This is a genomic window from Saccharothrix sp. (assembly GCF_031180885.1).
GTDB lineage: Bacteria > Actinomycetota > Actinomycetes > Mycobacteriales > Pseudonocardiaceae > Actinosynnema.
In genome coordinates, this window is record NZ_JAPSLK010000003.1 from 1 (window position 1) to 25,683 (window position 25,683).

Genomic DNA, 25,683 nt, shown 5'->3' on the forward strand with positions numbered 1-25,683 from the left:
GCGGCGCGGCGGGGCCGAGTTCCAGCAGCAGTTCGGTGAGGATCCGCTTGTCCAGCGCCAGGACCGCCGAGCGGTAGGGCACCTGCTCGAAGACCGCGGTGACCGGCAGTTGCAGGGTGTTGAGCAGCATCCGGCCGGCGGGCACGCTCCAGCTGTGCGAGCCCGCGACGGTGCGCTTGGCGCCGGTCGAACACGGGCTACCGGGTTGTGCAGGTGATGTCCGGGCTCGGGGCCGCTGGGCCGTTGGCGGTGAAGCCGAAGGTTGTCGAGCCGGCCGCGGGGAGGCGGGCGTTGTGGGACAGGCTGGTGACCGTGATCGAGTCGGGGGCGGTGGTGAAGGCGCCGTTCCACAGGTTGCTGATCACGTGGCCGGCGTCCTGCGCCCAGGTGACGGTCCAGCCGGCCAGGGCGCTGTCGCGGGCGTTCTGCACGGTCACCTCGGCCTGGTAGCCGCCGGGCCAGGAGTTGGTGATCTTGAAGCGGGCGGTGCAGTCGGGCTGTGGTGCCTGTGCCGCGGTGGTGGTTGTGGTGGTTTGCGGCGGTGTGGTGGTTTGCGGCGGTGTGCTGGGTTGCGGAGGTGTGGTGGGTTGCGGCGGTGAGGTGGGGTCCTGCGGTGTGGTGGGGTCCGGCGAGGGCTGAGCGGTTGAGCGGGAGTTGTTGTCTTGCAGGTAGAAGCCGATGGTGATGCCGCCGGCCACCAGTGCGGCGGCTGCGGCCAGGGCCGTGGTTCTTCGCCACGCGGGACGGCGTGGTGGGGTGGGGTCGTCCATGACTTTCGTTTGGGTCGGGGGGCGTTCGGCCACCACCACGTCCAGCAGGGCGCACAAATCCGCCATGGTGGGGCGTTCCGCCGGATCGCGCCGCAACGCCATCGCCAGCACCTCCGCCAAGGGGCCCGACGACGCGGTCGGCTCCGCGCACGGCGGATGGCCTTCCAGGGCCGCGTAAAGGACAGCGCCCAACGAGTACACGTCCGACGCGAACACCGCGCCCTCGCCGGCCGCCACCTCCGGCGCCCAGTACGCGGGCGTCCCCACGACCGCGCGGCCGTCGGTCACCGTCCCCTCGCCGATCGCCCGCGCGATGCCGAAGTCGGCGATCTTCGCGGTGCCGTCGTCGGTGAGCAGGATGTTGAACGGGGACACGTCCCGGTGCACGATCCCGGCCGCGTGCGCCGCGGCGAGCGCCGACGCGACCTGCCAACCCACCCCGGCCACCAGCGACTCCGGCAACGGGCCGCTGTCGATCAAGTCGGCCAGGGTGTGGGACGGCAGGTACTCCAGCACCAGGCACGGCCGGCCGCCGTGCTCGATGACGTCGTGGACGCTGATCGCGTGCGGGTGGCGCAGGCGGGCGGCGACGCGGCCCTCGCGCACCACGCGTTCGACGTCGCCGGACGTCAGGAACTTCAACGCCACCACGCGGTCCAGGCGCTCGTCGCGCGCGCGCCAGACGACACCGGCCGCGCCGCGACCCGCTTGGGCCTGCAGGCGGTACCGACCCGCGATCACCTCGTTGTGCTCCGGCACAGCGGAAAACCTACTTCCCGGTCGGTTCCCGGACCAGCCTTGTTTGACGGGACCGCCCCGGTTTCGGCATGCTGGTGGTGCGGAGGGGAGTACCCGCCCGGTTCGTGATCGTCACTACGGCCGCTCCACAGCGGCTCGGTCACGACGCCAGCGATCGTGCTGGTCGGGGAGACCTCTGGTTCCAGACGAGCCGGAGGAATCCTGATGCGCGTTCCCGTTGTCCTGTCCGCCGTTGCGCTGGTCGCCGTCGTGAGCGGCTGCGGCGCCGCGCAGGAAGCCGCGCAGACCGCGTCCGCCATCGCCGACACCGCCACCACCGTGCAGGTGTGCGCGGAGGCGTTGTCCCAGGCCACCGCCGCGCTCGACCCGAGCTCGCCGCAGCAGGCGGTGGACCAGGCGCACGCCGCCGCCGCTTCCCTGACCGACCTCGCCGCGACCGCCGCCGACACCACGGTCAACGAGGCGATCACGGGCCTGGCGGCCACGCTCCGAGACGTCACGGTGGACGACCTGATCGGGCAGCCCGCCGCGTGGCTCGCGGTGAAGGCCGACCAGGTGGCGAAGTTGACCAGCGCCTGCGCCGGCTGACGTCCGCTACCCGTCGTCGACCGCGGTCGCGCGGGAGGCGTTGGTCAGGCCCAGGTCGGCGGCGTCGGCGCGGGCGACTCCTCGATCCGGCCGCGCCACCACGCCGCGTCACCGCGCTCGGTGGCGGCGCGGGCGGCAGGCAGCGCGGCGGTGTTCGCCCGGAGCTTGCGCCGAGTATCACGCCACCTCAGCGGCTCCGCCCGGTCGGCAATCCGCACGGTGCGAGTCGTCGCGGGAGGCGGTCGTCGGTAGAGTTCGGGGCAGGAGATCACCTAGGGGGTTTGACGATGAAGAAGAACATCTCCTGCCCGTGCGGCGAGCGGATCGTCGGCGAGAACGAGGACGACCTGGTCGAGAAGACCCAGCAGCACCTCCGGGAGAACCACCCCGGCCACGAGTACTCCCGCGAGCAGATCCTGTTCATGGCCTACTGAGCGTTCACGGCCTGCTGAGCGGCCTGGTGACGGCCGCCGGCGCGAACTCCTCCGGGTAGGGGGAGCGCTCCACCGCCTGCGCCGGGGTGAGTCGCCCGTCCGCGACCTCCCCGCACAGCCCGGCGACCGCCGCCGGCTCCGCGCGTTGGGCCCGGACGAAGTCGCGGTCGACCGGATCGCCGTGGCCGGGCGGCACGATCGGCGCGTCGAGCGCGAGGATGCCGTCCAGCGCGGCGGGCCGGCCCTGCGGGAAGGCGTCGCCGAACTGCGGCGGCGCGCCGTGCTCCACCAGGTCGCCGGCGTAGACCACGCCCGCGTCCGGCACGTGCGCGACCATGTCGTGGTCGGAGTGGGCGGGTCCGAAGTGCCGCAGTTCGACCAGCCGGCCGCCCAGGTCGAGTTCCGCGCGGTCCTCGACCAGGCGGTCGGGCAGGACCAGCCGGACCGCCGCGATCCGGTCGCCGCCCTCCGCCTCGCCACGCTCGCGGTAGTTCCGCGCCCACTTCTCGCGCTGCTCCGCGCCGGTCGCGACCAGGTCGGCGTGGCGCCGCCGGTGCCGATGACCAGGCACGACTCGCCGCCGACCACCAGCCCGACCGACAGGTCCAACTCCGCGTACCGCCGCACCAGGACGCCGTCCGCGACCTCGACCCACTTGCTCATGGCCGCCACCCAAGCACACCGAAGAAGATCTTCGAAAAAGTTCCGCCGCCGTGTCGATCCGCGCTGTCGCCCGTTCGACCCGGTGGTGAGAGGGTCCATTGAGGACCCCCGGGAACGCAGGGAGCGGACACCATGAAGTACATGCTGATCATGCGGGCGACCGACGAGGCCTTCGCGGGCATGGCCGAAATGGACTTCGTCGAGGTGCTGGACAAGGTCGGCAGGTTCAACGACGAGCTGGTCCGGGCCGGGGTGCTGGTCGCCGCCGAGGGGCTGGAGGACGCGAGCAACGGGGTCGTGGTGGACTACTCGTCCGAGCCGCCCGTGGTCACCGACGGCCCGTACGGCGAGACCAAGGAGCTGTTCGGCGGCTTCTACATCCTCAACGTCGCGTCCAAGGAGGAGGCCGTCGAGTGGGCGAAGCGGCTGCCGATCCAGGGGCCCGGGTTCAAGACCGAGATCCGGCGGGTGCCGACGATCGACGAGTTCCCGCAGGACAACCAGTGGATCCAGAAGGAGCGCGCGTGGCGCGAGGCAACGGGGCAGCTCTGAGCGACCCGACCGGCCGGCCGGCTCTGAGCGACCCGACCGGCCGGGCCGCGGTCGCCGCGGTGTGGCGGATCGAGTCGGCGCGGATCGTCGGTTCGCTCGCGCGCTACACCGGCGACTTCGTGCTGGCCGAGGACCTGGCCCAGGAGGCGTTCGCCGAAGCGCTGGTCACGTGGCCGCGCGACGGCGTCCCGACCAACCCGGCGGGCTGGCTGCTGACGGTGGGCCGGCGGCGCGCGGTCGACGCGTTCCGTCGGCGTGCCACCGCCGACGACAAGTACGCCGCCCTCGCCCGCGACCTGGGCGAGGGCGTGGTCGACGCGGGCGAGTGGGACCCGGACCAGATCGACGACGACGTCCTGGCGCTGATGTTCATCTCGTGCCACCCGGTGCTGTCCCGGGAGGCGCGGGTGGCGCTCACGCTGCGCGTCGTCGGCGGCCTGACCAGCGACGAGATCGCCCGCGCGTTCCTGGTGCCGACCGCGACCGTCCAAGCCCGGATCACCCGCGCCAAGAAGACCCTGGGCGCGGCGGGCGTGCCGTTCGAGGTGCCCGCGCCCGAGGACCGGCAGGCCCGGCTGGGCTCGGTGCTCAGCGCGATCTACGTGATCTTCACCGAGGGTTCGAGCGCGAGTTCCGGCGACGACCTCATCCGCTTCGACCTGGCCGGCGAGGCCCAGCGGCTGGCCCGCGTCCTGGCCCACCTGGTGCCGGGCGAGCCGGAGGTCCACGGCCTGCTGGCCCTGCTGGAGCTGACCGCCGCCCGCTTCCCGGCCCGCACCGGCCCGGACGGCGACCCGGTCCTCCTGGAACACCAGGACCGCCGCCGCTGGGACCGTTCAGCGATCGTCCGCGGCCGCGCCGCCCTGGCCCGGGCCGAACAGGTGGGCCGGGGCCTGGGCGCGTACGGCTTGCAGGCGGCGATCGCGGAGTGCCACGCCGTCGCGCCTTCGGTGGCGGAGACCGACTGGGAGCGCGTGGTGCTGCTCTACGAGGCGCTGGGCCGCCTGGCGCCGTCGCCGGTGGTCGAGCTGAACCGCGCGGTGGCGGTGTCCATGGCGCGCGGGCCGGCGGCGGCGTTGCCGATCGTGGACGAACTGGCGGCGGGTGGCGCGCTGAGCGGCTCGCACCTGCTGCCGACCGTGCGCGGCGAACTCCTCACCCGGCTGGGCCGCAAGGGGGAGGCGCGCGCGGAGATCGAACGGGCCTTCGAGTTGTGCGGCAACGAACGCGAGCGCGCCTTGCTCACCCGCAAACTGGCCGACCTGGACTAGCCCGCAATCGAAGGTTCCGCGTCCCCGTCAAGAGGCAAGACCAGCCTTCCGATACCTCGACCACCGTCCTCCCGGCCGGCAGCGACGGGCGGCTCCCGGCCGACTCCATCGGGGTCGTCGACTCGCAGGCGCTCCTGGAGGAGAACCTGGCGCCCCGCCACGCGGTCCCCGGGCCGCGTGGCGGGGGCAGCGCGTCACCCCAGGCGGTCCCACACGCGGTGTCGCCCGAGTAGGGCCAGGACGTCCCGGACGACCTCGGTGGGATCGCCGGTCACCACGCCCGGACCGCCGTCGACCAGGGTCGTGCCGGTGCCCCACGCGCCGATCGCCTTGGCGTGCCGGTAGGTCTCCTCCACCAGCAACGCGACCCTCGGGTCCACTGTGGACGATGCGGCGCCGGCCTTGGCGTCGCGCACCGGTCGGGCGTCGGGGGCGGGCGGGGGAGCGGCGGCCAGGAGGAGGGCGTCGAACTCCACCGAGCGGGCCGTGAGGAACGTGCGTTGGGCGACCAGGCCGTGGGGCAGGTCGCCGCCGCACGCGGCGATGATCAGCGGAACCGTTCCGGCGGCTTGGAGTGCCAGGCGGGCGGTGCGAACGCCGTCGAGGCCGTCCGGGTCGTCGCCGTCCACCACGATCCCGATGGTGCGGCCCGCGACCGGCCAAGTGCCGTTGAGCTGGGACAACGCCGGGCTCGGGGTCACCTCGGGCAGGTCGGGGGACACCTCCGGGACCGGCAGGCCCAGCCCGGTGGCCACCTCCGCGCACAGCCGGGCGTCCACCCGGGCCAGGACCCGCAGTTCGCGTTCCTTGATCGCCTGCTCGTAGCACTTGCCCAGCTCGAACGTGAAGGCGCGGATCACGTGCTCCTGCTCCACCGGGCTCAGGCTCTGGAAGAACAGGCGCGGCTGGGAGAAGTGGTCGGCGAACGACGCCGGGGCCTCCCGCACCTTCACCGACTCCGCGACCCGTTGGGGCACCTCGACGAACGCCCGGTCGACCGCGCCCGCGTGGAACGGGCAGCCGCCGTCCAGGGAGTTCGGCCGGTAGGGCGCCACGCCGCCGTGGACGCCGTGCTGGTGGAAGCCGTCGCGGAGCATGTCGTTGACCGGCGCGTGCGGGCGGTTGATCGGGATCTGGTCGAAGTTCGGTCCGCCCAACCGGGTCAGCTGGGTGTCCAGGTAGGAGAACAGGCGGGCGTGCAGGAGCGGGTCGTCGGTCACGTCGATGCCCGGCACCAGGTGGCCCACGTGGAAGGCGACCTGCTCGGTCTCGGCGAAGAAGTTCGTCGGGTTGCGGTTGAGCGTGAGCATCCCGACCGGCTGCACGGGCGCCAGTTCCTCGGGCACGATCTTGGTCGGGTCCAGCAGGTCGATGCCCTCGAACGTCTGCTCGGGCGTGTCGGGGAAGACCTGGATGCCCAGCTCCCACTGCGGGAACGCGCCGGACTCGATGGCGTCGTACAGGTCGCGGCGGTGGAAGTCCGGGTCGATGCCGTTGATCAGCTGCGCCTCTTCCCACAGCAGCGAGTGCACGCCCTGCTGCGGCTTCCAGTGGAACTTCACCAGCGACGTCTCGCCGGCCTCGTTGACCAGCCGGAACGTGTGGACGCCGAAGCCCTCCATGGTCCGGAACGACCGTGGCACGGCACGGTCGGACATGTGCCACATGACGTGGTGGGTGGCTTCGGTGTGCAGGGACACGAAGTCCCAGAACGTGTCGTGCGCGCTCTGCGCCTGCGGGATCTCGCGGTCCGGGTGCGGCTTGGCAGCGTGGATGATGTCCGGGAACTTGATGCCGTCCTGGATGAAGAACACCGGGATGTTGTTGCCCACCAGGTCGAACGTGCCCTCGTCGGTGTAGAACTTCGTGGCGAACCCGCGGGTGTCGCGCACGGTGTCCGCCGAGCCGCGAGAGCCCACGACGGTGGAGAACCGCACGAACACCGGCGTGCTCGCACCCTCTTTAAGGAACCCCGCCTTGCACACGCTCGCGGCGGAGCCATAGCCCACGAACACACCGTGCGCCCCTGCGCCCCGTGCGTGCACCACGCGCTCGGGGATGCGTTCGTGGTCGAAGTGCATGATCTTCTCGCGCAGGTGGTGGTCCTGGAGCAGCGTCGGACCGCGTGCGCCTGCCTTGAGCGAGTGGTCCGTGTCGTACAGGCGCACGCCCTGCGCGGTGGTGAGGTACGCGCCCTGTTGGCTGTTCGCCGTCTTGGGCGCGCCCGTCTCGGCCCCGGTCGGCGTGACGGTCTCCGGCGCGCCCTGGTCCGCCTTGGGCGGGAGCGGCTCGCGGGGCTCGGTGGGTTCCTCCAGGCTCGGCGGCGCGCTCGCGGGTGCGCCCGGGACGTCCGGCGTGACCAGGTCGGTCACCTTCTCGACGGCCTTCTCCAGGGCGTTCTTGACGATCTCGGCGGGGTTCTTCGACTCCACGGGGTCCTCCCTCGGTCGCCCGGCGGCTACCCCGTGAGACGCGACCTACACGGCTTGTGAGGGCGCCAACAGGGGGATACCGGGAGCACGGAGGGTGACGGGGGAACCCTGGCCGGGTGAGGGTCTCAGTCGGCCGGGAACCGGCGGCGCGGTCGTGGTCATCGCTTCTGCTCGTCGGGTTCGAGCCTGGTGCGGTGCTCGGCCAGGCGGCGTTGGAAGTCCTCGATCCGGGCGGTCAGCCGGCGGAACCTCGACGGGGTCGCCGGCGCGTCCGGGTCCAGGGCGTCGGCGTCCGGCAGGGCCGCGGTGGCGCGGTCCTGGCCGGGGCCGTCGTGGCCCGGGTCCTCGATCATGCAGGTCCTACGGTGGTGACGGGGACGTGAAGACGTACGTGAAGACCCGGACTACCCGCGCCGGTCGGACGGGAATCGTGACGCCGGTCACAATGCGAGTACGGCACCGGTTCAGGTCCCCGGGCAGTCGATCACCCGTCGGAACGGCCGAATCGGCGTGGCATGATGACGTGACTATGAGCGATGACGTCGAGGCTGGTGCCGAGGTCACCACGACAACGGAATGGCATGGCGGCGCGCTCGTCGTCCACGTCGCGGGCGAAGTCGACATGGAGACCAGCGACGACCTCCGCGCCGCGATCGTCGAGGCGCTGGCGGCCGGCCCCAAGGCGCTGGTGCTCGACCTCGACGGGGTGACGGTGTTCGGGTCCATCGGCCTGTCCCTGCTGATCGAGGTCCGCCACCGCGCCGAGGCCCGCAAGATCGGGTTCGCCGTGGCCACCGACCGGCGCGCGGTCCTGCGCCCGCTCACCGAGACCGGCGTGATCGAACTGCTCCTGCTGCGCGCGGACGTCGCGAAAGCCGCCGAGGCCGCCCTGGCCGCGCCGTCCACGGCGTGATCCGCGCGGGGATGGTGTTCCCCGCCGGCCGCGAGTAGCTTGGGAGTGGTCAGTGGGAAGGCCGACTCGTTCCGGGCCGGCCCAGGGTTGAGCAGACAGCCTGCACCAACGTTCGTAGCCGGCAGGAGGCGTGCCGTGGTGCAGGAAGCATCGACCGACTACCTCAGCACGGAGGTCGCCGAAGTCGACCGCGTGGTCGTCGTGCGCTTGACCGGTGAGCTGGACATGTGCTCCGAACCCGCGCCCGAGGACGTGCTGCGCGCCCGCATCGCCGCCCGGCCGGACGCCGTGGTGCTCGACCTGCGCGAGGTGACGTTCTTCGGCTCCAACGGGATCTCGCTGCTGCTCAGCGCGGTGGAGGAGGCCCGGTCGCACGGCGTCGGCTTCGCCGTGGTGGCCGACTCGCGGCCCGTGCTGCGGCCGTTGGAGGTGACCGACATGCTCGGCGTGGTCACCGTGTTCGGCGCCGTGGACGACGCCGTGGCCTTCGTGCGCGACGTGGAGTGCGCCGTCCACCAGTAGGAACCCGGCGGCGGTGGCGAGCGGCGGTGGTGTCGTGGAGGAGTTCGGGCCGTACCGCGTCGGTGAGTTGTGCTCCGCCGCGGCCTCCAAGCGCCCGCCGTCGGGTGGCGCCGACAATCGGCCCCGCTGCACGCCGAAGTCGCGCCGATCGCCCAGCCCGCGCCGATCGCCCAGGACGCGCACTTCCTCGCCCTCGTCCAAGCCCACGGCGTCCAGCGGGAGGACGGCTCGGGCAGCCGTAGGCCGAAGACCCGCCCAGCGCATTACGCGCTCTACTACCGCGACACCAGCGGTCCGATCCCCGGCGAGTTCACCACCTGCTTCGTGGCCGACGGCGTCGGACAGCTCTGGTGGGTCGACACCCTCACCACCACGACCGGTGTGCTCCGCTCGTCCACCGCCACCACCCCCGGACGCGCTCGACGGCCTCGGCTACTGGTGGAACGGCATGATCCTCACCGACATGTCCTGCCACGAGAACACGGGCGCGAGGCTACGACAAGAGCGGTTTGACGTAAGTGGTCACGTGGGATCGGGAGTCGGCGGTGAACGGGCTCCCAGACCAGTCCGCGTGCCTGCTCTCCCGCTCGAACCCCGCCAGCCGGGCCATCAGGTCCAGTTCCGCCGGCCAGATGTACCGGTGCGGGCTCCGGGCCAGGGTCGCTCGCCGGTCCTCCCCGAACCGGAAGTGGTGGGAGACCACGTGCTGGTTGAGCACGTCGTACGTGTCGAGGCCGATGTAGCCGGGTTCGTTGTGCCATACGGTCGCCTCGCGTCCCGGAGGGAGCGCGCGCAGTTCCGGCACCCACAGCTCGACCACGAACCGACCACCCGGCACCAGGTGGCGAGCCGCGTTGCGGAAGCAGTCGACCTGCTCGTCCTGCGTGAGCAGGTTGGAGATCGTGTTGTAGACCAGGTAAACCAGAGTGAACTCGCCGGGGACCACGGTGGTCGCCATGTCGCCCACCACCACCGGAACCTTCGACTCGTCGGCCTTCTCCCGCAACCTGGCGATCATGGCCGCGGACAGCTCGATCCCGGTCACCGGAACCCCGCGCTCGGCCAGTGGGATCGCGACCCGTCCGGTGCCCACGGCGAACTCCAACGCCCGACCGCCGTCGGCCAGGGTCGCCAGCCGCTCCACGGCCGGGTTCAGCACCTCGGGCGCGAACATGCCGGTGCCGGGCGTGTCGTAGTTCGCGGCGGTTTCGGCGTCCCAGATGTCCTCTTGGCGCATGGCCCGATCCTGCTGCGGCCCGGACCGCGGCGTCCAACGGTTATCGGCACCGGGCGTGACCGCAACCGGACACCGCCGGGACGCCCGGGTGCGATGATCACTAACGTTCCGCCCGCGATCCACGCCTGCGGGCTGGTCCACCGCGACCTCACGCCGGCCAACGTCCTGCTCGCCGACGACGGCCCGCGCGTGATCGACTTCGGCATCGCCCACGCCGTCGACCCGTCCGCCTACCAGGCGACCGCGATCCAACCGCCCCAGCCGCGCGTGCCCACGTCCGTCCTGCCCCCGCCGCCGCAGAAGGCGACCTGGGCTGCATCTGCCCGCAGGAGGGCCGCGGGTCGGAGCCGTGCGACACCTCCGACGAGGGCAAGCTGTACGGGTGGACGGGGTGGCGGCACCGCTGCATCGTCAACACGGTCGCGACCTACGTGGACATCCACAACAACCCCGGCGACGTCGAGGTGCTGAAGGTCGCGTCCGAGGCCGGTCTGGACAGCGCCGGCCCCCAGAACTGCCGATGACGCTGAACTGCCGATGACGCTGAACTGCCGATGACGCTGAACTGCCGATGACGCTGAACTGCCGATGACGCTGAACTGCCGATGACGCTGAACTGCCGGTGACGCAGGACTGCCGCTGGGCGGCAGGACTGCCGCTGACCTGCGGAGCTACCGCTGATCGGGCAGGGTGGCGAGGGCGCGCGCGATCCGGGTGCGCACGGTGGACTCCCGCCACCCCAGGTGGGCGGCGATCTCGTGGTCGGGCAGGCCCGCGTAGTACCGCAGCACCACCGCCGCCCGCTGCTTGCGCGGCAGCACGGCCAGCCGGTGCACGGCGTCCGGGCCGGTCCGGGCGGTGAACAGGCGTCGCCACGACAGGTACTCCGCGACGACCAGGCCGCGGACGCGGGCGTGCGGCGCGGCCGAGATCCGGTCCCACCGGACGTAGGCCCGGCACAGGGCGTCGCGCACCAGGTCCTCGGCGAGCCGCGACCGGCCGGTCAGGGCCGTGGCGAACCGCACCAGCGCCGCCGACTGGCTGGTCACGTACTGCGCGAACTCCCGCTGGGCGAACTCCCGCTGGGCGAACTCCCGCTGGGCGAACTCCCGCTGGGCGAACTCCGTCTGCGCCGACTCCCTGTGGGCGAACTCCATACCCCGGAAACGGCGCAGCGACCCGATTTGCTGCACGCGGTACGCAGAAAAGTCAGCACGCGCCCTTCATGGCCAGCACGCGCCGCGCGGCCTCGTCGACCCGCGCGGCGGGCAGGGTTCCCGATGCCGCCGACGCTTCCAGGTGGTCCAGGACCTCGCCGGTCCGGCCGCCGGTGGACCACAGCGCGATGTCCGCGCCCGCCGCCAGGGCCAGCCGGACGGCTTCGGGCAGGTCCACCCGGTCGGTGACCGCGCGCATGGCGCCCAGGTCGTCGGTCATCGCCGGTCCGCCGAACCGGTACTCGCCGCGCAGCAGCCCGTAGGCCTCGGGGCTCAGCGTCGCCGGGAGCCCGCCGGTCAGACCGGGGACGTCGATGTGCCCGAGCATCACCACGACCGGTCCGTAGCGGCCGATGTCGCGGTAGGGCAGGAGGTCGGCCTGGCGCAGGGCGTCCAGCGGCGGGGAGGTCACCGCGCCCTGGTGGGAGTCGCCGCTGGCGTTGCCGTGGCCGGGGAAGTGCTTGAGGACGGGGGTCGTGCCCGCGTCCCGCAGGCCCTCGGCGAAGGCCTGGGCGTAGGTCGCGGCGGTGGCCGGGTCGGGGCTGAACGACCGGTCGCCGATGACGGCGTCGTCCGGCTGGGCGCTGATGTCGAGCACGGGCGCGAGGTCCATCGTCACGCCCCGGTTGCGCAGGGCCGTCGACCGGTCCCGGGCCAGCGCGCGGACCTGCTCGGGGGACATGTCCTGGGCCATCCGGCGGGCGCTGGGCATGTCCCCGTCGAGCATCTCGACCCGCTGGACCCGCCCGCCCTCGTCGTCCACGGCGACCACGAGCGGCAGGGTGGCGGCGGCCCGGACGACGTCCAGTCCGCCGGTGAGCAGGCCGGTGGCGTCGCCGCCGATGAAGATCGCCCCGACCTGCTCGGCCCGGACCACGTTGAGCGCGTCCTCGCTGCCGCGCGGGTCGACGCCGACCATCAGCAGCTGGGCGAGCTTGTGCCGGAGGGTGAGCGAGGCGGCCTTCACCGTGCACGGGTCCGGCGGCGGGGTCGTGGTCGTGGTGGTGGTCGTCGTGGTGGCTTCGGCCGTTGTGGTGGTGGGCGCGGCCTGGGGCCGGCCGGGCACGACGTCCTGCGCGCCGACAACGGTCAGCAGGGCGGCCAGGACGGCCCCGACGGCCGCGAAGACCAGCAGTACCCTGGTCACGGCCGCGGGGCCGCCGTGACGCCCGTTCGGCAACTGGTCCGGCACCCACCCAACCTACGTCACCTGGCGGGTGTCCGCCCTACGTGCGCTACCGGCCGGCGCAGGTGGGTGCGAGGCCCGTGCCGGTGCCCGTGCCCTGGAAACCGAACTCGGTCGACTGGCCGGCCGCGAGCGACCCGTTGAACGAGACGTTGGTGAACTCCACCGTCCCGCTGTTGCCGCTCCGGTTGGTGTTCCAGGCGTTGGTCACCGAGGAGCCCTGCGGCAGGGTCGCCGTCACCGCCCACCCCGCGATGGGCGACGAGCCCGCCGTCACCCGGACGGTTGCGACGAACCCGCCGGTCCACTGGTTGACCGACACCGACGCCGAGCAGCCACCGGGCGGGGTCGACGTGGTGGTGGTCGGCGTCGTCGTGGTGGTCGTCGTCGTGGTTGTCGCGGACGTGGTTGTCGCGGACGTGGTGGTCGTGGACGTGGTCGGGCCGTCGGTCAGGGTGGGCGTCTGCCAGTCCTTCCACTCCGCGAGCGACCCGGCCTTGCGGCTGGAGATCCGGAACGTGCCCGTCGTCCCGCCGCTCTTGACCAGGAACTTCTGGATGTTCTGCTGCAACGGTGCCCGCCACTCCGACCGCGCGGCGCAGTGCGCGCCGTCCTGGACGTCCGACCAGTAGCTGATGTTCTCCCCGACGCCCAGCGCCTTGTAGACCTCGGCCCCGGCGAGCGCCGCGACGCTGCCCGACCGCGCGCCCAACCAGTCGACGTGCGGGTTCTCCATGATGAACAGCCCGCGCGGCGCGATCATGCCGATCACCTGGTGGGTGTCGACCGGGAGCGTGTTCGGGTTGCCGGTGAACGGGCTGAACGCGTCACCCAGCCACGGCTGCTCGCCGTAGGCGCTGCTCAACGGCTGCGCGCCGCTCTCACCCGGGATGGCCCGCAACGCCGGCACCCCGGCACTGCCCGACTCGACCGGCATGGTCAGCGCGATCCGCTGGTCGAACGCCCCGATCGCGAACGCCGCCTTGCCGTACCGCGAGCACCCCGTCACGCCGGTCGCGTCCGCCTTGAGCACCGTGCCGCCGGACTGCTCGACCACGTCGATGATCCGGCTCACGCCCCACGCCCACGCCGCCAGCAGACCGGTGCTGCTGGACGAGCCGTAGATGGTGTAGAACGCGCCCTGCTTGTTGCTGCGCGGCGTGCCTTCGCGGCCGACGGCCAGCGGGTCGTAGTTGATCACCGCGGCGCCCGCGGCCTTGATCGTGGCGGTGTCCGCACCCAGCCCGCCCACGACCACGACAGCGGGGAAGGGACCGGTGCCGCTCGGGAGCTCGACGCGCGCGGAGAAGCTCGCGGTGCGGCCGTTGTGGGAGACGTTGACGGAGATGTTGGTGTTGGACACCGATCCCGTGACGGTGGCGGGCTTTCCGGGCTTGTCGCCGTAGACGTACCGCTCGGCCAGTTCGCGGGTCTGGGCGCGGTGGCAGCGCCAGTCGGCTTTGCTGGAGATCCGTGTCCCGTCGAGGCGTTTGAACGGGTCGGGCAACTTCGCGTTGGTCTGCAACGAGCCCGGCGTGCTCACCGGACAATCCGCACCATCGTCCTCAACAGCCGCCGCGACCGCATTGGTGTTTGCGACCGCCGTGAGGGCGCCGGCGAGCGCGAGGACGGACACCGCCAGCAGGACGAGCATTGACCGCGCCTTCGTGTGGCGAGGGTTGGTGGACACCACAGCACCCCTTCTGGATGATCGAGTGGCGGTGGCTCCTAAAGTTTCGAGTTGAGGATCGAAACATGTCAAGAACGTCCCGTTTGGCCCGTCTCACCTGGTGTGATGTGATCACGCGCATGACCGACTGGTCCCAGCTGACCCACGCCTACGGCACCGCCGAGGACATCCCCGCCCTCCTGGACCGCCTCGCCACCGACCCCGACGACGCCGGGTGGAGCGACCTGTGGTCCGCCTTGTGCCACCAGGGCACGACGTATCCGGCCAGTTATGCGGCACTTCCCCGGCTGGCGGACTTGGCGGGGCGGCCCGAACCGATCTACGCGGGCCAGGCGGTGGCGTTGGCCGGCGCGATCGTCGCCGACTTCGAGGAAGCGCTGACGGAGCACGCCGAGGCCGTGGAACGGTTGCGGCACAAGGCGATCGAGCTGCTGCCTTCGGCGGACGAGGAGACTTACGCGTATTTGCTGGAGGCGCTGCTGGCCTTCGAGGGCTCGGCGCGGTGGCAGGACGTGCTGGCGTGGGGCGTGGCGGCGGAGGAGTACGAGGTCGAGTGCGGGAGTTGCAGCGCCAACCTCGTGATTTCGGTGGTGGACGGGACGTGCACCGAGGAGGGTGGCGAGTCGACTCCCGCCCGACCGGCCGATCCGCTGGAGTTGGAGGGCGTTGAGCGGCGGGCGCACGATCTCGCGAGCGGACACGGGAACCCGCGTGTGGCGCGCGTTCTGCTGCACCTGTTCGGCCGGGCGACTTGTCCGGCGTGCAATGCGGACTTCGCGGTCGCGGAACGCGTTCTCGGCTGAAACGCGGCTCGGCCGCCCCACCGGAGTGGGGCGGCCGAGCCGTCCAGGAGATCAGTCGGTGCAGGAGACCGGGTCGTCGAAGTGGCCCGGGGTGGTCGGGTAGGCCTGGCCGGTGCCGTGGGCGTTGTTGTCGGCCGGGTACACCAAGGCCAGTTCGCGGAACGCTGACGTGCCCGGTGTGGTGGCGTCGGACACGACCTGGCCCGCGCCCGTGCCCCACGCCAGTTTCTGGAGGAAGGTCTCCATCCCGGGGCTCCGCTGGCGGATGTCGTTGTACCCGCCATAAGCCGCGTTGCAGTGCGTGTACAGGTTGTACGCGCCCGACCAGTCGATGAGGCGGTCGCCCGGGTTGGGGCCGTTGCCGGACACGTCGCCCTGGAGGACGTCGCGGTCCCAGCCGCCGTAGAGCCAGTCCGTGCCCTGGTGGTGTTGGTTGTCCGCCAAGGAAGCGGGGTCGGCGGTGTCGTTGGCCTTCTCGGTCATCTCGAACCAGCTGCACGGGTCGACGAAACCGCTGCCCAGGGACCCGGGCCACGGACCCGTCGCGCAGCCGGCCGGGTAGGTGCCGCGCGGGTTGAAGTCGATCACGTCCGAGCCGATCGCGCCGGCCTGGGACGCGGCGGACGTGCCGCCGACGCCGCCGAAGACGTGGTCGACGTACCGGTCGTCGGTGCCCCGCGCGTCCGGGTTGAACGTGCCGTTCACCAGGCAGTCCGGGGTGGGTGCCGCCGGGTCGCAGCCCTTGCCGCCCCACAGGACGTCCGCGCCGTCGCCGCCGAACACCTGGTCGCCGCCGCTGTCGCCGTTGGCCAGGTCGTCGCCGAAGCCGGTGTGGATGTTGTCCGCGCCGTTCCCGCCCCGGATCCGGTCGTCGCCGCCCTCCGCGATGCCGTTGTGCGGCATGGCGGCCGACGACGAACCGCCGATGAACTGGTCGCCGTCCACGTCGTGCAGCAGGTCGACGCGCCGGTCGTAGGCACCCGGCCGGAACCCGGTGTAGGACTCCTGCGGCACCGAACTCATCGACGTCGTGAAGCCGCGCGCGGCCACGTCGTCCGGGTTGAGCCGCTCGTTCACCACGCCGCCGCGGTCGCCGAGCATGGCGTCCTCGCCGTCGTTGCCGAACATGGTGTCGTTGCCCAACTCGCCGTACATGTCGTCGTCGCCGGTGGACCCGGTCATGGTGTCGTTGCCGTCCTGGCCCCACATCCCGTCGTTGCCGTCGTCGCCGAACATGGTGTCGTCGCCGAAAGCGCCCACGGGCTCGCACGTGGCCTGCGCGGTGGTGCAGAACCGGGTGGCCGGTCCGGGCAGGTCCGGGTCGTGCGTGCGGGACACGGTCGCGTTGTCCGGCACCAGACCGGCCGCGTACCGCTCGGTGTAGACCTTCTCCTTCATCGAACCCGGCTGACCCTCGACAGTTCGGACCAGGGAGCCGTTGTCGCCGAGTTGCACGTCGTCCGCGCCGTTGCCCTCGAAGGCGTCACCGCCGTCGCGGAACCCGGCCGCCGCGCTGCCGCCGATCATGTCGTCCTGGCCGTGTGACGGGTCGTTGCCGTCCAGGTCGGGCGAAGGTGCACCCGGCCAGCCCGGGTCGGCCAGTGGCACGACCGTGGTCTCCGACGAAGGCTCGCCCAGGCCGAGGTCGCCGCGCAGCACGTCCGCGCCGCCGTTGCCCTCGATGTAGTCGGCCTGGCCGCCGCCGGACAGGAAGTCACCGCCGTCCTGGCCCCACAGCACGTCCACGCCCGACCCGCCGGACATCCGGTCGTCGCCGAACCGGTCGGCCGGGGGCGCCGGCGCGAGGTCGTACTCGACCACGACCCGGCCGGTGATCGGGTTGCCGCCGGTCGCGGCCAGCCGCTGGGTCGCCCGGGTCGGGGTCTCGCCGGCGGCGGGCCGGTTCACGACGCCGTTGTCGCCGATGCCGATGTCGTCGCCGTTGCCGCCGAACACCGCGTCGGCCGCGTCGGTCTGCCCCGAGGACCCGGTCAACGGCGTGCTGCTGCCGCCCACTAGGTCGTCGTTGCCGTCGTTGCCCTCGATCCAGTCGACGCCCTGGTCGCCCTCGACGTAGTCGTCGGCCGCATTGCCCTTCAGGCGGTCGGGACCGCCCTGGCCGAGCAGCACGTCGGTGGCGTCGTCGCCCCACACCTCGTCCGCGCCGGACGAGTCGGCGTGCGGGGTCAGGCCCAGGTCCAGCAGCACGATCCCGCGCGGGGTCATGCCGCGTTCCTGCGTCAGCCGCGACGGCGGACCGGTGCGCAGCAGCGATCCGTTGTCGCCGAGAGCGACGTCCTGGCCGTTGTTGCCGTGGATGGTGTCGCCGACGTCGGGTTGTCCGACGCCCGCGGCTTCCTCGGTGGACGAGCCGCCGACCAGGTCGTCCTGGCCCTCGTTGCCCGAGACGGTGTCGCCACCGGGGCCGCCCTCGGCGTAGTCGTCGGCGTCGTCGCCGGTCACGGTGTCCGCGCCGCCTTGGGCCAGCAGCACGTCCTGCTCGGTGCCGCCGCTGATCAGGTCGTCACCGGACGTCCCCGCGGTGGGGGAGTAGCCCAGGTCGAGCAGCGTGATCTTGTGCTGCTTGGCGAAACCACGACCCAGAGTGATCGGAGAGGGCTCGCCCAGCGTCAGGACCGCGTTGTCGCCGGTCACGACGTCGGGGCCGGAGTCGCCGAACAGCTTGTCGCCGGCGTCCGGCCGGCCCGCCTGGTGACCGTCCACAGTGGACGCCACCTGCGAAGAACCGCCGACCACCCGGTCCTCGCCGCCGTCGCCGTGGACGACGTCGTCGGCGTTGTTGCCCTCCAGGTGGTCGTCGTTCGCACCGCCGGACACCTCGTCGTGCGCCAGACCGCCGAACGCCCGGTCGTCCGCGTCGCCGCCGAACACGAAGTCCGGACCGCCGGCCGCCGCGTTCGCGCCGTCGAGGTCGAACGGTCCACCGGTGCCGACCGGCCCGTCGCCGTTGTCGCCGATGACCAGGTCCGTCCCGGCGTCGCCGTACAGGGTGTCGCCCTGGTCGGCCTCGCCGGCCTTGCGGGTGCCGCCGACCACGACGTCGGTGTCCGCACCGCCGAACGCGGTGTCCGACCCGTTGTTGCCCTCGACGACGTCGTCCTGCGTGCCGCCGTAGAGGGTGTCGTTGTCGTCGTTGCCGTAGACGTTGTCCTTGCCGGCGTCGCCGTACACCAGGTCCAGCCCTCCGCCGCCGTACAGGGTGTCGTCGTCGTTGCCGCCGCCGACCACGTCGTCACCGAGCTGCCCGCACGCCAGGTCGGCGTTGGACCGCAGGTCGACGCCGTCCGCCGCGCCGCCGGCCGCGACCACCTCGACCCCGGTGCCACCGGTGATCAGGTCGCGCCCGTCCGCGCTGTCCAGCGGTTCGGCCGGCGGCTTGGACGCCGGGTCGCCGGGCGGGGTGCACGGGTTGGCGTAGCGGTCGCCGTAGATCTCCGCACCGCCGTCGCCGCCGATGACGTGGTCGTTGCCGTACCCGCCGACCAGCAGCTTCGACGACGGGGACACGCCCGCGGGCAACGGCCGGTGGCCGACCGCGCGCACCGGGCCGAAGTCGCCCGAACCGGTCACGCCGCCCACGTCGGACGGCTCGGCGACCACGTAGTCGTCGCCGGGGCCGCCGAACACCTTGTCCTTGCCGAACCCGCCGGTCAGCACGTCGTTGTTGCCGCCGCCGCGGATGTCGTCGACCTGGTCGGGCTTGGAGCGCCCGGTGACCATGTCCACGCCCTGGCTGCCGTACACGGTGTCCGAACCCGTGCCGGTGTCCACGGTGTTGGTGGCGTCCACGATGTCGCCGTTGACCACGGTCTTGTCCGGCCAACCCGGCTCGTCCACCCCGGTCTCGTCGACGGGGTCGCCGATGCGGAAGCCGGTGTAGATCGAGTCCGGACCGGAACCGCCGGAGATCTTGTCGCTGCCGTGGCCGCCGACGATGGTGTTCTTCTGCGCCACGTACTGCGCCTTGCCAGGGTTGGTGTCGGCCAACGGGCTGTCGGAGGCGATGCCGATGGTGTCGTCGCCGTCGCCGCCGTCGAGCGTGTTCGCGCCCAGGCCCGCCGCGATGCGGTCCTTGCCCGCGCCGCCGTTCACGGTGTCGCCCGCGCCGCCGACGGTGATCGAGTCGTCGCCGTCGCCGCCGTTCACGGTCGCCGTGCCCTTGCCGCCGAACGCGGAGTGCAGGTCACCGGTGGTGATCTGGTCGTTGCCCGGACCGCCGTCGACCGTGGACGGGCCGATGCCGGTCTTGATCGAGTCGTCGGCCTTGCCGCCGGTCACCTCGACCGCCTTGTCGAACGGCTTGGCCTCGGCCGCCTTGTCCTCACCCGCACCGCTCTTGTCGCCGTCACCTTGGAAGACGAACACGCGCTTGCCGGTGTCGTTGGTGGCGTCGGCGAACACCTTGGTCAGGTTCTTGTCCCGGTGCTCCTCGCGGAACCCGAGCGCGCTGACCGCGAAGCCCTCGAACCCGCCGTCCTTGTTCACCAACTGGGTGACGGTCCACTTCTCCTCGTTGCCCCGCGCGGTCCACGCCGAGTGGCCGCGGGCACCCGTGTGGGTGTCACCGACGTGCAGCACGAGCGTGGTGCCGTCGAGGTGCGCCAAGGTCGGAGGTGGTGGCTCGCAGTCGGGTTTGACCGAGAAGTCGAGCAAGGTGATGTCGGCCAGCGTGAAGTCGAACGACACGCTGAACGGCGAGAACCCGATCGTGATGTACACCTTCAGGAACAGGCTCAGCCTGCCGTCCATGTTGAACAGGCACATCGGGTTGTTCAGCGCGACCTTGGTGAACTCGAAGAACCGGAACTTGCCGTCGTTGTTCGGGTCCGCCCAGCTCAGGTTGATGGTCAGCGCCACGCCGCCCTTGATGCCCACCTCGATCAGCACGACGCTCACCGCCGCGCCCGCGGCCAGCTCACCGCGGAAGGTCACCACGGGCAGCGGCTTGCCGGCGTCGTCCGTGGTCTCCAGGTAGACGGAGTCCAGGATGTCCGCGACCTGCTTGTTCTCGATCGCCTTGCGGATGCCGTAGGTGTCGAAGCCGGCGCGGAACCGGGCCTCCACCGACGCGCTGCCGGAGATGCTGACCAGCACCGGCGGCGGCGCGTACACCGGGCCGAAGGACTGGCTGTAGGAGAACGCCAGCCGCAGCGCGCCGGAGTCGAACTTGATCAGGTCCACGTCCTGGCCCATGAGCAGGCCGAACAGCTTGGCCGGCTCCTTGAGGATCGGGAAGGAGAAGCCGGCGGAGTTGCCCTTGCCGCCCTCGCCGACCATGCCGCTGCCACCGTTCTCCTCGTCGACCTTGGTGCGCAGGTCCTGGAAGTTGAGCGTGGACTTGTCGATCAGCTTCGCGGCGGTGTCCGGCGAGTTCTCCGTCTCCAGGGCTTGTTCGCCCAGCACGGTGAAGTCGCCGATGTCGATCGCGCCGCCGTTGTCGGTGATCTGGCTGACCAGTTGGAGCGTGCGCAGGATCTTGTCCACGAACTCCAGGTCCGGGCCGCCCGCGATGGTGCTGAACGCCTTGGCGATGGTGACCAGGTTGACGTCGCCGCCGCCGACCGCGCGCGACAGGTCCGACAGCACCGGTATCGGCGCGTAGAGCTGGTCCAGGACGGGCTGCACCGGCTTGGTGAACAGCGCCACCTTGTCCACGATCGGCTTGAGCACCGAGCCCAGGAACTTGCCGGCGTGGAGCGTCACGTCGTAGAACGCGATCTCCGGCACGCCCTCGCCGGGCTTCTGGCCCAGCGTCCACTCCCACTTCAGGTGGAACCAGCCGGAGATGCCCGGCAGGGGACCGGCGGTGACGTCGAAGTCCCAGTCGATGCCGACCTTCGCGGCCAGCGACACGTCCGCCACCCGCGTCACGTCGGCCAGGTCGGCCAGCGCGATGCGGGCGTCGGTGTCGACGGTGCAGTTCTCGAAGCAGGCCTGCTGGTCCTTCTTGTGCAGGTCGACGTAGAACCTGCCGGCGAACAGGTCGGTCGCGCCGCCCTCGTGCTGCTTGAGCCCGACCTCCAGGAAGGCCAGCTGCGCCTTCATCTCGTCGGGCAGCTCGAAGCCGAGCTTGAGGCCCAGCTCCGGGCGGTCGATGTCCTGCGTGGCCACGAAGAACCCGGTGCTCTTGTCCACGCCGACTTTCACGTGCAGCCGGTAGGACAGGCCCGCGGTGACGCCCTTGCGCTGGGTCGGGTCCGCGGCCTCGCGCAGCGACAGGCCCGGGATGCCCAGGTCCAGCGGCCGGGTCAGGCTCAGCTCGTTGGTCGCGCAGGTGTCGCTCGGGTCGACCTTGCCGTCGCACAGGTCGAAGGTGAACGTGGCGCCGGTGATGTCCCGCAACACCGCCGCGTCCGGGCAGTCCGACAGCTTCGGGTTGGTGGTCTCCGGCACGTAGGCCGCGCCGCCCAGCGTCGGGCTCTTGTCCTCGTAGGCCACCGTCGCGCCGCTCAGACCCTCCGCGACGACCTTCCAGTCGCCGCCGTCCTTGCGGATGATCTTGTAGCTGGTGGCGTAGGCGGACTTGGTCCAGCCCAGCAGGTTGAAGTTCTGCTCGCCCAGGGTGGCGTTGCCGTCGAGCACCTCGACGTACGCCGGCGGCGCGTCCTTGCCCTGCGCCGAGGCGACGATGCCGTACTCGTACTTGGTCGTGCCCTTGGTGCCCTGCGCGGACGCGGTCGGGCCGGTCGCGGGTTGCAGCGTGGCGTCACAGGTGAAGCCGACCGTGACCGCGCTGCCGACCGCGGGCTTGAGGTGGTTGTTGACCCAGTCGGCGAGTTCGCCGGTGTTGTTCACCCGCCCGCCGCCGGGCATCTGCGCCATGGCCTGCTGGATCTTGCTGCGCAGCCGGCCGAACCTGTCCGCGCCCTGCTGGAGGTCGTCGCCGACCAGCGGGAGCTTGCCGTCGAACGCGGCCGTGCGCAGCGCGCGTTCGATCATCGCCAGGTACTTCTCGATGCCGTCGCCGAACTGCGAGAAGTCCAGCAGCGCGTCGATGATCTTCTGGCCGATGTCGGTGGGCATCTCGAACCGCTTGACGCCGCCGGGCAGGTCCGGGCTGAACGAGAACGCCTCACCGAGGTCGGCCGCCTGGCGGGGCAGCCGCACGATGAACGAGTCGCCCGGCGCGGCGAGCTTGGTCCAGTTCTGGTTGTCGGAGCTGACGAACACCGGCATCACCGCGCACAGCGCGAGGTCCGTGCCCGCCGCCGGGTCACCGGGGCAGGTCACCGGCTGGTTGTCGCCGTTGAGGCTCAGCGACACGTTCTTGACGAAATCGGCCAGCGGGACCGGGGCCGTGCCGCCGGGTCCGTAGCCCAGGTGCGCGCTGTAGTGCGCGTTCACCACGGCCTTCTCCGACCCGCCGGGGTTGCCCAGCGCGATCGACAGCGGGCCGACCGACGACTTGACCACGCCGGAGATCCCGCCGTGCGCGGTCAGGTCGACCGTGGAGGTGGGCAGCACCTTCAGCTCGGTGGCGTCGTCCGGCGTGCCGTCCTTGGACAGCGGCAGCACGAACCCGATCTTGGTGGACCCGGTCAGCGCCAGGTTCGCGGTCGCCTCGCCCTCGGCGGAGACCAGCGACCGGCTGGTGCCCTTCTCGTCGGTGAACGAGAACCGCACCGGCTGCGCGGTGGCGACGTTGCGCTTCACGTCCACGTTGAGCACGATCGACGGCTTGTCGTCGACCTGCTGGAACGCGAACGACACCCCGCTGCCGTCGGGCAGCGCGTCGTTCAGCACGGCCACCAGGTCCTGCAGGTAGTCCGGCGGGGCGGCGGTCAGCTTGTCGACCGCGTCCTCCAGCGGGCTGCGGAAGGTGTAGGCGGTGCCCTTCGCGGGCGGGTTGGCCCACGGTTCGCTCAGCAGCACCTGGTTCTGGTCGGCGTCCACGACCACCATCACCTGCGTGCCCACCAGCACGGCCCGCTTCTCGTGGTCGTCGCCGAACGTGCGGCCGGTGTCCTTGATGTAGCCGACGCTCTTGCCGTTGAACGTGGTGTTGCCGTACTCGACCTTCGGTCCGGAGCCGGAGTCGGCGCTGCCGAGCAGTTCGCTCAGCGACTTGCCGACCACGGGCAGCGGCGTGGTCAGCGCGGTCTTCACCGAGCCGTCGCCGTCGACCTTCTGCAGGGACGCGTTGAGCACCTGCAACGCCTTGATGAGCTGGCCGAACATGGCGCGCGGGTTGTCCGGGTCGAAGTCGAACGCCTTGGCCTTGTCCAGCTTGTCCAGGCCGGTGAACTGCACGTCCGACGGGTTGGTGATGTCGGGCATGGTCACACCGACCTCGACCGGCCCGCCGAAGAAGTCCGTGATGCCGGGGACGTCGAGCTTGACCGTGGCGGTGGCTTTCGCGCCGACCGCGACGGTGAGCAGGTTCTCCGGCTCCTTCGCGGGCGTGCCCAGGTCGTCGACGAGCTTGGGGAACACCTGGGACAGCGGCAGGTCGCCGTCCGCGTCGCCGACCTTCTTCAGGCCGACGGTCAGCATGTTCGCCGAACCGTCCTTCTTGGACATCGACAGGTCGCCGGACAGATGCACCTTCAGGTAGCCGACGCTGCCGTTGACGTCGACCTTGGTGTCCACGGGCGCGTCGGCCTTGATCAGGTCGCCGCCGGTGCGCAGCAGGAACCGGTCCGGCGTGCGCGGCAGGCTGGTGACCAGGGTCGTGGTGCCGTCGGGGTTCTTGTCCGCGAACGGGCAGCCGGTGGCGGCGGCGTCCGGGTCCAGCGGCTTGCAGGCGTCGCCGGTGATCGGGTCGCGCAGGTCCAGCACCAGGGTGGCGGTGGCGACGAAGCCCGGCTTGACGGTGGCGGTGGCGTTGAGCGCGTTGGCGTCGCGCAGTCCCTTGGACGAGAAGGTGTCGCCGAAGGTGACCTGGCCGGTCATCGGGTCGGGCGAGTTGACCTTGTACGGGGCGCCGGGCGCGGGCGTGCCGCCGCTCCACGGCTCCTCCAGCTCGATCACGTCGCCGGTGTTGTTCTTCACCACGCCCTGCGAGGTGCCGGCGGACACGATGCGGCCCTTGAAGTGGTCCGTGGGCCACGGCTTGGTCTTGCCGGTGTGGGTGAGCTTGGTGGGTTCGTAGCTGACGTTGGCGCCCTGGCCGGAGGTCAGTTCCGCGACCACGTCCAGCTTGGCGCCGTCGTTGGGCGCGTTGCGGGTCATGGTCAGGGTGAACGCGAGCTTCTTGCTGGTGTCGTCGAAGTCCACACCGGACACCGCGATCGGTCCGGTGTTCAGCTTCGAGAACATCTCCTGGATCGAGCTGAACTTCGGCAGGCCGGCCTTGGCGGGGTCGTCGCCCTTGTCCGGGTTGAAGACGTTGGCGTCCACGAAGTCCTTGAGCACCGAGCCCGCGGCCACGGCGTCGGCCAGCGTGCCGCGCATGAACGGCAGGTTCACGTTGCCGATCGGCTTGGCCTGCTCGCCCCACTGGGCGCGTTGGACCGCCTCGATCGAGCTGACCAGGTGGCTCAGGCCCTCCAGCAGGTCGCGCGGGCTGAGCGTGGTGAACCGGGTGAGCTGGGCGAGGTCCGAGGCGCCGACGGTCACCACGGGGGAGCCGGTGGCGATGTCCGGCCACTTCACCTCGACCTTGCCGGTCACGCCGCCGACCGACGTGCCGGCCAGGGGTTGGGCGGTGAACTGGAGCGCGGCGTCGACCTTGCCCGCCGGTGAACCCAGTCCGATGTGGAACAGGCCCGCCGCTGCGCCGGACGCGGCCAGTTCGGCGGTGCCGGTGCCCACAGCGGGCGGATCGGTGGCGAGCCTGCCGTCACCATCGGGGTCGTCGGCGGTCGCGGTGATGTTCGCTTCGACGGTCAGGTGCGAGTTCGCCTTGTCCAGGTCGACGCCGAGGATGCCGAAACCGGCGGTGGGGCCGGCGGAGGCGTCCAACTCGCCCTTGACGCCCACCGAGAGCTTCGGCGAGGCGTCGTCCTTGACCACGTAGAACCACTGGCGCGCCGAGTCGTAGGCGAAGTGCAGCGTGGCGTCGAGGGTGAAGGTCACGTCCACCGCGCCGGAGGTGGTGAACGTCAGCGGTGGGCTCGAACTGGCGACGCTGACCGGTTGTTGATCGGCGACCTTGGTGACGTGCAGGGTCACGTCGACCCGCTGCACGGACCCGTTCTGGCTGGTCGCCACGGTCAGCGTGCCGGGGCGGTCGCCGCCCAGCGGGTAGCTGCCCGCGAGGTCGCTGAAGTGCTCCTTGTCCTTCAACGGCTCGTGGATCGTCTTCGCGACGAGGTCCTGGAAGCCCAGCGCGCCGCCGGGACTGACCCCGAGCAGCGGCACGGCCTTGCCCAGTTCGCCGACCGATCCGAGCGCTCTGCTGAAGTCGGCGAACTCCTGCAACCCGGCGGCGATCGCGGCCACGTCGGCGTCCTGGGCGGCGTGCGCGGACGGCGTGGTGACGACCAGGCCCAGCACGGTGAGCGCGAAGCTCGTGAGGGCGGCGGTGACCCGCCGGGAAGTGCGCGCGAAACGGCGACGAGCAGGGTAGGACCGCATGGCCAGACCGCCTTTCGACGGCGAATGGCCCCCGACGCCATTTGCCGGAACGGGTGTGATGGCTGGGTTTCGCGGCACGACCCCGCAGGGCGGTCGCGCCGCACAAC

Annotated in this window: 17 protein-coding genes and 2 pseudogenes; 8 read left to right on the forward strand and 11 right to left on the reverse strand. The window is 71.4% G+C overall.

Annotation, left to right across the window (positions count from 1 at the left end; all coding sequences use genetic code 11):
• Together RIN75_RS43985 and RIN75_RS06310 are read right to left on the reverse strand one after the other, a co-directional pair.
• Window positions 1–175, reverse strand: a pseudogene (locus RIN75_RS43985) (AraC family transcriptional regulator N-terminal domain-containing protein); the annotation flags it as partial.
• A gap of 22 nt (window positions 176–197) precedes the next feature.
• Entirely contained in the window at window positions 198–1,529 is a 1,332-nt protein-coding gene (locus RIN75_RS06310; protein WP_309110831.1) for a protein kinase, read from the reverse strand.
• A gap of 204 nt (window positions 1,530–1,733) precedes the next feature.
• Here RIN75_RS06310 and RIN75_RS06315 point away from each other — a divergent pair, with 204 nt between their 5' ends.
• On the forward strand, window positions 1,734–2,117 hold the full coding sequence (locus RIN75_RS06315) for a bacteriophage spanin2 family protein (protein ID WP_309110832.1): 384 nt from the start codon (window positions 1,734–1,736) through the stop codon (window positions 2,115–2,117).
• Window positions 2,118–2,161: 44 nt separating this feature from the next.
• Here the strand turns inward: RIN75_RS06315 and RIN75_RS06320 are convergent, their stop codons facing one another.
• On the reverse strand, window positions 2,162–2,335 hold the full coding sequence (locus RIN75_RS06320) for a hypothetical protein (RefSeq protein ID WP_309110833.1): 174 nt from the start codon (window positions 2,333–2,335) through the stop codon (window positions 2,162–2,164).
• Window positions 2,336–2,404: 69 nt separating this feature from the next.
• On the opposite strand from RIN75_RS06320, the gene RIN75_RS06325 reads away from it, so the two are divergent.
• A complete protein-coding gene (locus RIN75_RS06325; RefSeq protein ID WP_309110834.1) occupies window positions 2,405–2,551 on the forward strand; it encodes a DUF1059 domain-containing protein in 147 nt (48 codons plus the stop codon).
• Between the two features lie 4 nt (window positions 2,552–2,555).
• Here RIN75_RS06325 and RIN75_RS06330 read toward each other — a convergent pair whose 3' ends face one another.
• On the reverse strand, window positions 2,556–3,122 hold the full coding sequence (locus RIN75_RS06330) for an MBL fold metallo-hydrolase (protein WP_309110835.1): 567 nt from the start codon (window positions 3,120–3,122) through the stop codon (window positions 2,556–2,558).
• 224 nt (window positions 3,123–3,346) lie between these two features.
• Here RIN75_RS06330 and RIN75_RS06335 point away from each other — a divergent pair, with 224 nt between their 5' ends.
• Together RIN75_RS06335 and RIN75_RS06340 are read left to right on the forward strand one after the other, a co-directional pair.
• Window positions 3,347–3,766 carry a YciI family protein gene (locus RIN75_RS06335; protein ID WP_309110836.1) on the forward strand — a complete coding sequence of 140 codons (420 nt, stop codon included), beginning with the start codon at window positions 3,347–3,349 and terminating at the stop codon, window positions 3,764–3,766.
• Window positions 3,767–3,789: 23 nt separating this feature from the next.
• A complete protein-coding gene (locus tag RIN75_RS06340) occupies window positions 3,790–5,037 on the forward strand; it encodes an RNA polymerase sigma factor (RefSeq protein ID WP_309111196.1) in 1,248 nt (415 codons plus the stop codon).
• Window positions 5,038–5,231: 194 nt separating this feature from the next.
• Here RIN75_RS06340 and RIN75_RS06345 read toward each other — a convergent pair whose 3' ends face one another.
• Entirely contained in the window at window positions 5,232–7,469 is a 2,238-nt protein-coding gene (locus RIN75_RS06345) for a catalase (protein ID WP_309110837.1), read from the reverse strand.
• 158 nt (window positions 7,470–7,627) lie between these two features.
• A complete protein-coding gene (locus RIN75_RS06350; RefSeq protein ID WP_309110838.1) occupies window positions 7,628–7,822 on the reverse strand; it encodes a hypothetical protein in 195 nt (64 codons plus the stop codon).
• A gap of 176 nt (window positions 7,823–7,998) precedes the next feature.
• Between RIN75_RS06350 and RIN75_RS06355 the strand changes: the two genes are divergently transcribed.
• Together RIN75_RS06355 and RIN75_RS06360 are read left to right on the forward strand one after the other, a co-directional pair.
• Window positions 7,999–8,382 carry an STAS domain-containing protein gene (locus RIN75_RS06355; RefSeq protein ID WP_309110839.1) on the forward strand — a complete coding sequence of 128 codons (384 nt, stop codon included), beginning with the start codon at window positions 7,999–8,001 and terminating at the stop codon, window positions 8,380–8,382.
• Between the two features lie 135 nt (window positions 8,383–8,517).
• Window positions 8,518–8,904 carry an STAS domain-containing protein gene (locus RIN75_RS06360; RefSeq protein ID WP_309110840.1) on the forward strand — a complete coding sequence of 129 codons (387 nt, stop codon included), beginning with the start codon at window positions 8,518–8,520 and terminating at the stop codon, window positions 8,902–8,904.
• Between the two features lie 493 nt (window positions 8,905–9,397).
• Here RIN75_RS06360 and RIN75_RS06365 read toward each other — a convergent pair whose 3' ends face one another.
• Window positions 9,398–10,141: a methyltransferase domain-containing protein gene (locus RIN75_RS06365; RefSeq protein ID WP_309110841.1), complete on the reverse strand. Its 744-nt coding sequence runs from the start codon at window positions 10,139–10,141 to the stop codon at window positions 9,398–9,400.
• Between the two features lie 117 nt (window positions 10,142–10,258).
• On the opposite strand from RIN75_RS06365, the pseudogene RIN75_RS06370 reads away from it, so the two are divergent.
• Window positions 10,259–10,363: pseudogene (locus tag RIN75_RS06370) on the forward strand (phosphotransferase); the annotation flags it as partial.
• A 449-nt stretch (window positions 10,364–10,812) separates the two neighbouring features.
• On the opposite strand, the gene RIN75_RS06375 reads toward RIN75_RS06370, so the two are convergent.
• From RIN75_RS06375 to RIN75_RS06385, 3 genes are read right to left on the reverse strand one after another with little or no spacing between them, the layout of a single operon-like run.
• Window positions 10,813–11,298 carry a sigma factor-like helix-turn-helix DNA-binding protein gene (locus RIN75_RS06375; RefSeq protein ID WP_309110842.1) on the reverse strand — a complete coding sequence of 162 codons (486 nt, stop codon included), beginning with the start codon at window positions 11,296–11,298 and terminating at the stop codon, window positions 10,813–10,815.
• 52 nt (window positions 11,299–11,350) lie between these two features.
• On the reverse strand, window positions 11,351–12,550 hold the full coding sequence (locus RIN75_RS06380) for a glycoside hydrolase family 3 N-terminal domain-containing protein (protein ID WP_309110843.1): 1,200 nt from the start codon (window positions 12,548–12,550) through the stop codon (window positions 11,351–11,353).
• 43 nt (window positions 12,551–12,593) lie between these two features.
• A complete protein-coding gene (locus RIN75_RS06385) occupies window positions 12,594–14,198 on the reverse strand; it encodes a cellulose binding domain-containing protein (RefSeq protein WP_309110844.1) in 1,605 nt (534 codons plus the stop codon).
• A gap of 155 nt (window positions 14,199–14,353) precedes the next feature.
• Between RIN75_RS06385 and RIN75_RS06390 the strand changes: the two genes are divergently transcribed.
• Complete coding sequence (locus RIN75_RS06390) at window positions 14,354–15,037, forward strand: hypothetical protein (RefSeq protein WP_309110845.1); 684 nt, start codon at window positions 14,354–14,356, stop codon at window positions 15,035–15,037.
• Window positions 15,038–15,088: 51 nt separating this feature from the next.
• On the opposite strand, the gene RIN75_RS06395 is transcribed toward RIN75_RS06390, so the two are convergent.
• Entirely contained in the window at window positions 15,089–25,576 is a 10,488-nt protein-coding gene (locus RIN75_RS06395; protein ID WP_309110846.1) for a calcium-binding protein, read from the reverse strand.
• Window positions 25,577–25,683: the final 107 nt, after the last annotated feature.

Excerpts from the sequence above, each read along its gene's own strand:
- RIN75_RS06325 (WP_309110834.1), top strand. The coding sequence starts at position 2,405 with ATGAAGAAGAACATCTCCTGCCCGTGCGGCGAGCGGATCGTCGGCGAG.
- RIN75_RS06355 (WP_309110839.1), top strand. The coding sequence starts at position 7,999 with ATGAGCGATGACGTCGAGGCTGGTGCCGAGGTCACCACGACAACGGAA.
- RIN75_RS06395 (WP_309110846.1), bottom strand. The coding sequence starts at position 25,576 with ATGCGGTCCTACCCTGCTCGTCGCCGTTTCGCGCGCACTTCCCGGCGG.
- RIN75_RS06365 (WP_309110841.1), bottom strand. The coding sequence starts at position 10,141 with ATGCGCCAAGAGGACATCTGGGACGCCGAAACCGCCGCGAACTACGAC.
- RIN75_RS06390 (WP_309110845.1), top strand. The coding sequence starts at position 14,354 with ATGACCGACTGGTCCCAGCTGACCCACGCCTACGGCACCGCCGAGGAC.
- RIN75_RS06375 (WP_309110842.1), bottom strand. The coding sequence starts at position 11,298 with ATGGAGTTCGCCCACAGGGAGTCGGCGCAGACGGAGTTCGCCCAGCGG.
- RIN75_RS06335 (WP_309110836.1), top strand. The coding sequence starts at position 3,347 with ATGAAGTACATGCTGATCATGCGGGCGACCGACGAGGCCTTCGCGGGC.
- RIN75_RS06350 (WP_309110838.1), bottom strand. The coding sequence starts at position 7,822 with ATGATCGAGGACCCGGGCCACGACGGCCCCGGCCAGGACCGCGCCACC.
- RIN75_RS06385 (WP_309110844.1), bottom strand. The coding sequence starts at position 14,198 with ATGCTCGTCCTGCTGGCGGTGTCCGTCCTCGCGCTCGCCGGCGCCCTC.
- RIN75_RS06315 (WP_309110832.1), top strand. The coding sequence starts at position 1,734 with ATGCGCGTTCCCGTTGTCCTGTCCGCCGTTGCGCTGGTCGCCGTCGTG.